The 5,439-nt window shown below is 60.1% G+C and carries 5 protein-coding genes and 1 tRNA gene; all 6 read left to right on the top strand.

All coding sequences use genetic code 11. The features are described 5' to 3' along the window. The first annotated feature begins 168 nt into the window (after positions 1–168). Entirely contained in the window at positions 169–1,101 is a 933-nt protein-coding gene (locus BP858_RS09880; protein ID WP_062263144.1) for an SDR family oxidoreductase, read from the top strand. A gap of 135 nt (positions 1,102–1,236) precedes the next feature. After that, positions 1,237–1,680, top strand: a complete 444-nt coding sequence (locus tag BP858_RS09875) for a tetratricopeptide repeat protein (protein ID WP_286879407.1) — start codon at positions 1,237–1,239, stop codon at positions 1,678–1,680. Between the two features lie 184 nt (positions 1,681–1,864). Next, positions 1,865–3,217 (top strand): mannose-1-phosphate guanylyltransferase/mannose-6-phosphate isomerase, encoded by a 1,353-nt coding sequence (locus BP858_RS09870; RefSeq protein WP_286879406.1) that lies wholly within the window; start codon positions 1,865–1,867, stop codon positions 3,215–3,217. An 88-nt stretch (positions 3,218–3,305) separates the two neighbouring features. After that, positions 3,306–3,378: transfer RNA gene (locus BP858_RS09865), tRNA-Gln, on the top strand. A 201-nt stretch (positions 3,379–3,579) separates the two neighbouring features. Continuing rightward, positions 3,580–4,080, top strand: coding sequence for an SRPBCC family protein (locus BP858_RS09860; protein WP_286879405.1), 501 nt, complete (start codon positions 3,580–3,582; stop codon positions 4,078–4,080). Between the two features lie 458 nt (positions 4,081–4,538). Further along, positions 4,539–4,898 carry a transposase gene (locus tag BP858_RS09855; RefSeq protein ID WP_286879404.1) on the top strand — a complete coding sequence of 120 codons (360 nt, stop codon included), beginning with the start codon at positions 4,539–4,541 and terminating at the stop codon, positions 4,896–4,898. Positions 4,899–5,439: the final 541 nt, after the last annotated feature.

Raw genomic sequence — 5,439 nt, 5'->3', positions numbered from 1 at the left:
CCAGCTGCAGGACCTGCAGCAAACGCACCGATCCTCATTCCCGGCAGCCAGTTCACCACATTCAGACACAGCCCCCTACCACGGATCCCACCTCTATACACCCCATGCTGCTATACCTCCGGCACCTCCGGCAACACTCAAATCGCTGGAGCACCCAACCATACCGGTATGCGCTACATCGTCACGGGCGGGGCCGGGTTCATCGGCTCCAACCTCGCAGAGCGGCTGGCACGCGACCACGAGGTCGTGATCATCGACGACCTCTCCACCGGGAGGCGTGAGAACCTCGGGCACCTCATCGACCATCCGGGGGTGACATTCGTCGAGGGGAGCGTCACCGACATCGACCTGCTCATCGATGCCTTTGCCGGGGCGGACGGTATATTCCACCAGGCGGCAATCGCCTCTGTGCCCCGCTCCGTGGAGATGCCCCGGGAGACAAACGCAGTGAATGTTGGCGGAACCCTGAACGTCCTCTGGGCCGCAAAGGAGTGCAACGTTCCGGCAGTCGTGGCGGCCTCCACCTCTGCGATCTACGGCGACGACCCGACCTTCCCCAAATGTGAGACGATGGCGCCGACACCGCTCTCCCCCTACGCAGTCTCGAAACTTGCGGGCGAATACTACGGGAAGGTCTTCGCCGACCTCTATGGCATCAGGACTGTATTCTTGCGCTACTTCAACGTTTTCGGTCCCCGTCAGGACCCCAGATCCGAGTACGCGGCTGTGATCCCGAAGTTCATCACCCGGCTGCTCGACGAGAAACCACCGACCATCTACGGCGACGGGGAGCAGACCCGGGACTTCATCTTCGTTGGGGATGTCGTCAGGGCAAATATCCTCGCGATGGAAAGCGACGCCTCAGGCGTCTTCAACATCGCAGGGGGGCGTCGGATCAGCCTCAACGAACTTGCATCCGTCCTCTCGGATATCACCGGCATACACCGCCGGCCGCTATATGAACCCCCGCGGCCCGGGGATGTGCGGGACTCGCTCGCCGATATCTCCCGGGCCAGGGACGCATTTGGTTTCTCCCCCGGCTGCACGCTCGATGAAGGACTCCAGAAGACTGTGGCATGGTTCCGGGACCGCAGCGGCTGACTGGGGCGCGATGATCAGTAATCCTCTCCGGAGGGCAGCCTGCAGGCCGATCCCGGATTGCTCCAATCCTGGAGCAGGATCTGCAGGAACCTATATATCTTTGCTCCGCGGTATGGAGTCCGAGGTAACATTCGTATGCCCAGATTGGTTATACCGGAGTCTCCCCGTAAAGAGGATGCTGGAGATGCGTTACGGGCGTACAACGACGTAACAGCGGGGAACCTGCATGAATCGGCGGCCCTGAACAACATGGGCGTGGCGCTCGAACGGCAGGGCCGCTACGAGGAGGCGCTGGCCGCATTCAGTGCGGCGCTCCTCTGCGACAACAACGACGTCTATGCCTGGAACAACCGTGCAGTGATCCTCACCCGGCTCGGCCGCCCCCAGGAAGCGGTGCTCGCCTGCATCCGGGCGCTCGCCCTTGACCGGTTGTGCATCTTTGCCTGGGTCACCTACGGCATGGTGCTTGGGAGGCTCGGGAAATACCAGGAGGCTGAACTGGCCCTTGCGGTCGCAGAGGACCTCGACCCGCAGGCCCGGGCGCTCTACCCCGGGAATCTGACGATGACCCGGGCGTGAGGAGGAACTCTCTCTTTTTGCAGGGCCGGGCAAGGAACGCGACAGGGTGCCGATACACCGCCTGGTGCGATATGATCGGCCGCTCATCACCCGGTTTGCCCGGATCATCGCGGAGACCTTATGTTTTTATCCACCCTGCTGCAATAGAATACAAACGAGTGCCTGCGGCACGGAGTCGATCCTCATGAAGACACTTATTCTTGCAGGCGGGAGCGGCACCCGCCTCTTCCCGCTCTCGAGGGAACACTACCCGAAACAGTTTATCCCGCTGGTCGATGACGAGTCACTCTTCCAGAAGACGGTGAAGAGGTCGCTCCTCTTCTCCTCCCCGCAGGAGATCGCCATCGTCACCAACACGGACCACCGGTTCCTGGTCAGGGACCAGCTTGCCGCTATCGGATGCGACTGCCGGGTTCTCGTGGAGCCGGTGGGCAAAAACACCCTGCCCGCGATCTACTACGGTGTTCGGGAGGTCACCCGGGAAGACGGCTCCGATACGGTCGCGGTGCTCCCCTCGGACCACCTGATCAGCGCAAACGGGTCGTTCCAGGAGGCCTTCCTCCGGGCGGAGCGGCTTGCAAAGGACTACCTCGTGGTCTTCGGCGTGCGGCCGACCTCGCCCCACACCGGATACGGCTATATCCGCCCGGGCAAGTCCCTGGGGGAGGGGTCGCTCGTGGACGCCTTTGTGGAGAAACCTGACCCTGAAACCGCCGGCCGGTATATCGCCGACGGCTACCTCTGGAACTCCGGTATGTTCTGCTTTGACGCCGATCTCTTCCTTGCCGAGTGTGAAACCTGCGCACCCGAGGTGGTAAGAGCGTTTGAGCACCCGATCGAGGAGGCATACGATGCAACCCCCGCCCTCTCCATCGACTACGGGATCATGGAGAAGACCCAACGGGCGGCGGTTGTGCCGCTCGATGCCGACTGGAACGACCTGGGGAACTTCGACGCGCTCTACGCCGTCCTGCCGAAGAGCGGGGACGCAAACGCTGTCAGGGGCGAGCATATCGGGATCGACTCCTCCAGGAACCTGATCGTCGCCGACCGATTGGTCGCCACCGTCGGCATCCACGACCTTGCCATCGTCGAGACGAAGGATGCGATCCTGGTCGCCACCCGGGACGAGGCCCAGCGGGTAGGTGAGATCGCAAAGGCGCTTCGCGAGAAGGGGGATTCCCGGGCGCTCTTCCACACGCGGGTCCACCGACCCTGGGGCTCCTACACGAACCTTGAGGAGGGGCGGTCGTACAAGATCAAGCGGGTCACCGTCCCCCCGAAGCGGCGGCTGTCGCTGCAGATGCACCACCACCGCTCCGAGCACTGGGTGGTTGTCACCGGTTGTGCCGAGGTGACGATCGGGGATGCGACCTACCTCCTCAGGAACGGTGAGTCCACCTTCGTCCCGGCGGGGACGGTTCACCGGCTCGCGAACCCCGGCCTCCTGCCGCTCGAACTGATCGAGGTGCAGATCGGGGAGTATACCGGCGAGGACGATATCGTCAGATTCGAGGACGACTTCGAGCGGGCATGAGTGGCACCTACAAAACCGATATAATCCCGCAAACCTAATGATAGGTGGACACCCAGGGTACCTCTGCGAGACCCCGGGTTCATTTCTTACCCCCGTAGTGTAGAGGTCAATCATGCAGGACTTTGGATCCGGCGACGGCGGTTCGAATCCGCCCGGGGGTACTGGGGACGGGGTTCTTGAGCCCCGGCACTGTTTTACCAGTATTGTTGTTACTCTTGAAGTGAGCGGCAAGCGCAATCGACTTCATTCTTCAGCCCGCGGGGGGAGATGGGGGCAGGAGACGCCCTGCACGTTGCCGCACGGGAAAGTATTTTTAGCAAGGAGGGATCTGGAACCCGAAAAACAGAGGAGGAGAAACCGATATGGTAGAGACGAAAATCACCGCTGAACCGGGAAAATCGACGATCATCGCCACGGGTGTCTTTGATGCGCCGCGCCAGATCGTATGGGAGGCGTGCACGGAGCCGGAGCTGGTATCGCAGTGGTGGGGGCCAAAGAGCTTCAAGACTACGGTCGAGAAGATGGATGCGAGACCGGGCGGTCTGTGGCGCATCGTCCAGCGTGACGCCGAGGGCAACGATTACGCATTTCGGGGTGTTTTCCACGAGGTTACGCAGCCCGAGCAGCTTATCTACACCTTCGAGTACGAAGCCATGCCGGGCCATGTCCTGCTTGAGACGGATACGTTCGATGACCTCGAAGACAGGACGAGGATGACGACCCCTCTGGCCTTCCAGACGGTCGAGGACCGCGATGCGATGCTCCAGTCAGGGATGAAGGAAGAGATGGTCGAGATTATGGACCTTCTCGCGGAACTTGTGGAGAGCCGGGCATTACAGAAGCGTGCGGCACCGGCACGGTGAAACTTGGGGCAGCAGCCCTTGCCGGACCCCCGGCGGGGGCACACTTCTGCCGGACACGGCAGGGTAGTGCCACGGGCCTCCGGCGCAATAGACGGGGAGCCGTTACCATGTTGGGTTGCATGCAGACCCACTCCTTTTTGCGCGACTCATCATGCCGGAGCGTATGGAGGCTCTCATAAGGGTGCCGGCCAATCGGTCGCAGCAGAGATGGGGTATCGATAGGCTGGGTTTGGGCGCGATAGATCCAGGCGAAGAGGTGGGACGGATAGGTCGTGTGGCTGAGGGTGCGTATCGACGCTTTTTGCACAGTCGCGAATTCCGTGTGGTCTGAATTTACTATGGGAGTATCAGATCGAGTATCTCGATGATCGATTTGATCTCCGTTTTAAGCGGGGTTTTATGATCATTTTTTCTTAGTTTGCTAAAATTATAATAACTCACAGATAATACCCAGGGTCATGGTATTCCGGGAAATTGATGATGACCTCTGGGCGATCGTCCAGAACCATCTCCCTTCAACGAAGCCGCACGTCGGCCGACCCCGGTGTGACCCCCGCAGGCTGTTCAACGGCATCCTGTACGTCCTCTCCACCGGGTGCTCCTGGGCGGATGTCCCGGCGAAGTACGGTACGAAATCGACGGTACACCGCTACCACCTTGAATTATGTGAGATGGGCGCATACCAGGCGATCTTTCTCGACCTCCTCCGGTCAGGTTATGAGATCCGGAGAGTCACTCCCTCGCACAGTGCGACTGGTACCGGGCCAGCCCAGGCGAAGCGAAATGTCTCACCGATGAAGATTGTTATAAAAAGGTGAACGGGAGTGGTAGAGCGGTCTCTCTTGTCAGTACCCTTTCATCTATCGCCCCAATCCGGACTGGTTAACTCCATGGTTGACATTTTCTCGCAGATTCCAGTCGGTGAAGAGAATTACGACCCGCGTAAGTTACTATCAAGATAATTCAGCAGCACTTACGCGTCATCCTATATTTATAGAGGTGGCATTATAATACAAAGAACATGGTCTGGCGGGATAAACCCAACGACCGATCTACCGGGGAGCAAAAGGCCAGTCTGGAAGAGTGGCGGGGGCATTGCCTCGCTCTACGATCGCAATGGTAGACTGGTGGATTCCCTGGAGCTGCGGGGATGAGCGTGATGAGCAACGGATGGCTACACCGGCCCTCCCGGCCCGGGACGAGGCAGCTTACATCGTACCGGTTCGACCGGGAGCTACACACGAAGCTCCATCGACCGGTATACATTATCGAGGATTCTGTCGCTGTGTCCTTTGCCATCGAGCCCCTGGTCAAAGATCGGGGTTGCGCTATTCGCAGGAGAGATCCCTGATGCGATCC

Origin of the sequence: Methanoculleus sp. UBA413 (assembly GCF_002502935.1) — an archaeon.
GTDB lineage: Archaea > Halobacteriota > Methanomicrobia > Methanomicrobiales > Methanoculleaceae > Methanoculleus > Methanoculleus bourgensis.
Note: the sequence above shows the minus strand (reverse complement) of the source record. Positions and strands in the feature narration are given on the sequence as shown.

Coding starts and splice junctions, on each gene's coding strand:
- BP858_RS09855 (WP_286879404.1), top strand. CDS start 4,539: ATGGTATTCCGGGAAATTGATGATGACCTCTGGGCGATCGTCCAGAAC.
- BP858_RS09860 (WP_286879405.1), top strand. CDS start 3,580: ATGGTAGAGACGAAAATCACCGCTGAACCGGGAAAATCGACGATCATC.
- BP858_RS09880 (WP_062263144.1), top strand. CDS start 169: ATGCGCTACATCGTCACGGGCGGGGCCGGGTTCATCGGCTCCAACCTC.
- BP858_RS09870 (WP_286879406.1), top strand. CDS start 1,865: ATGAAGACACTTATTCTTGCAGGCGGGAGCGGCACCCGCCTCTTCCCG.
- BP858_RS09875 (WP_286879407.1), top strand. CDS start 1,237: ATGCCCAGATTGGTTATACCGGAGTCTCCCCGTAAAGAGGATGCTGGA.